Genomic DNA, 1,383 nt, shown 5'->3' with positions numbered 1-1,383 from the left:
GCGCAACAGAGTGCCATCGAGCACGCGGCTTTGATCTGGACCCGACCTTCGAACACCATGCGGGCCCGCGGCATGTATGACGCCGCATAAGAGGCCGGATACATGTCAGCACCCGATGACGCGCCAAAATCAGACTCTAAGATTCCTCTTGCGCATGGGGCGGTTATACATGTTGCACAAATCGGCTGAACGCCGAGGTTCCCCTTTCCCCGGACAGACTTATCCCACAGCTTCCGTGACGGGTATGCCGAGCGCGGTGTAGCCGTTCAGGACAGCGATGCGGACCTGGAGCTCGGCGACCTGTCGGTCGAAGTCTCGCGCCATGAGCCGCTGGCCCAGCAGTTTCACACAATGCATCTTGGTCTCGACGCGGCTCCTGCGGTGGTATCCGCTCCATCGTCGCCAGAGGGCCCGGCCGAGGTATTTCGCGGCGCGCAGGGCCTCGTTTCGTGCGGCCGCGCCAGCTGTGATCACCTTCCACGGCTTGGCGTTCCTGCGGGGCGGGATGACGGCATGGGCACCGCGGTCAGCGATGGCATCGTGGCACTTGCGGGTGTCGTAGGCACCGTCTGCCGTGACACTGCCGATCTGTTGGTCATCCGGGATCTGGCTGAGGAGGTCGGGCAAGACCGGCGCATCGCCGATGTGGCTCCCGGTGATCTCAACGGCCCGAACCTCCAGCGTTTCCTCGTCGATCCCGAGGTGGATCTTGCGCCAGACGCGACGTTTCGGGCCACCATGCTTGCGGGCGTGCCATTCGCCTTCGCCCTCGACCTTGATGCCGGTGCTGTCGATCAGCAGGTGCAGCGGGCCTTTCGATCCACGGTATGGAATGTTGACAGCCAAGGTCTTCTGGCGGCGCGACAGCGTGCTGAAGTCGGGCACCGTCCAGTCGAGGCCAACCAGTCGCAGCAGACTTTCGACGAACCCGGTCGTCTGCCGGAGCGCCATGCCGAACAAGACCTTCATTGAAAGGCAGGTCTGGATAGCGGCATCGCTGTAGGTTTGCTGTCGGCCACGCCGGCCTGTCGGCGCGCCATCCCAGCTCATCTCAGGGTCGAACCAGATCGTCAGCGAGCCCCGGCGCTTGAGCGCTTCATTGTAGGCTGGCCAGTTCCTGGCTCTGTAGGTTGGGGGTGTAGGTCTGCTCATGCATCCCAGCTACCACGCTGGATTCACGAGATGAATCCCTCACACGATTTGTGCAACATGTATAACCGCCCCATGCGCAAGAGGAATCTTAGAGTCTGATTTTGGCGCGTCATCGGGTGCTGACATGTATCCGGCCTGAATAGCCCCGCGTTTCTTAGACGCCCTCGTGCCTCAGTTTCTGCTGCCGCTCGAACTCGAGGGGCGACAGCATTCCGTTCCGCGCGTGCTTGC

The 1,383-nt window shown here is 62.2% G+C and carries 1 protein-coding gene; it reads right to left on the bottom strand.

The window, feature by feature from the left end:
• Positions 1-219 precede the first annotated feature (219 nt).
• Positions 220-1,152, bottom strand: coding sequence for an IS5 family transposase (locus tag C8N44_RS23035; protein ID WP_107979009.1), 933 nt, complete (start codon positions 1,150-1,152; stop codon positions 220-222).
• Between the last annotated feature and the right edge of the window lie 231 nt (positions 1,153-1,383).

Origin of the sequence: Allosediminivita pacifica, assembly GCF_003054175.1 — a bacterium.
GTDB classification, from domain to species: Bacteria; Pseudomonadota; Alphaproteobacteria; order Rhodobacterales; family Rhodobacteraceae; genus Allosediminivita; species Allosediminivita pacifica.
The sequence above is the reverse complement of the archived record's forward strand: the minus strand, read 5'-3'. Positions and strand labels throughout refer to the sequence as shown.